The following is a 768-nucleotide window of genomic DNA, read 5'->3' on the forward strand; positions in this document are numbered from 1 at the left end:
GTCTGGAAAGGCCAGCGATAATGGGTGATAGCCCCGTATTCGAAAACACACTCGTGATACTAAGCGTACGAAAAGTAGGGCGGGACACGTGAAATCCTGTTTGAAGATGGGGGGACCATCCTCCAAGGCTAAATACTCGTGATCGACCGATAGTGAACCAGTACCGTGAGGGAAAGGCGAAAAGAACCCCGGGAGGGGAGTGAAATAGAACCTGAAACCGGATGCATACAAACAGTGGGAGCCCCTTCGTGGGGTGACTGCGTACCTTTTGTATAATGGGTCAGCGACTTACATTCAGTAGCGAGCTTAACCGGATAGGGGAGGCGAAGCGAAAGCGAGTCCGAACAGGGCGTTTAGTTGCTGGGTGTAGACCCGAAACCGGATGATCTATCCATGGCCAGGATGAAGGTGCGGTAACACGCACTGGAGGTCCGAACCCACTAATGTTGCAAAATTAGGGGATGAGCTGTGGATAGGGGTGAAAGGCTAAACAAATCCGGAAATAGCTGGTTCTCTCCGAAAACTATTTAGGTAGTGCCTCAGGTATTACTGACGGGGGTAGAGCACTGTTATGGCTAGGGGATCATTGCGATTTACCAACCCATGGCAAACTCCGAATACCGTCAAGTATGAGCCTGGGAGACAGACAGTGGGTGCTAACGTCCATTGTCAAGAGGGAAACAACCCAGACCGCCAGCTAAGGTCCCAAATGATATGCTAAGTGGTAAACGAGGTGGGAAGGCATAGACAGCCAGGATGTTGGCTTAG

1 rRNA gene is annotated in these 768 nt (G+C 51.0%); it reads left to right on the top strand.

The features are described from left to right. Positions 1–768: ribosomal RNA gene (locus ACYVG8_RS19305) — 23S ribosomal RNA — on the top strand; the annotation flags it as partial.

The sequence above is a fragment of the Microvirgula curvata genome, assembly GCF_054781615.1.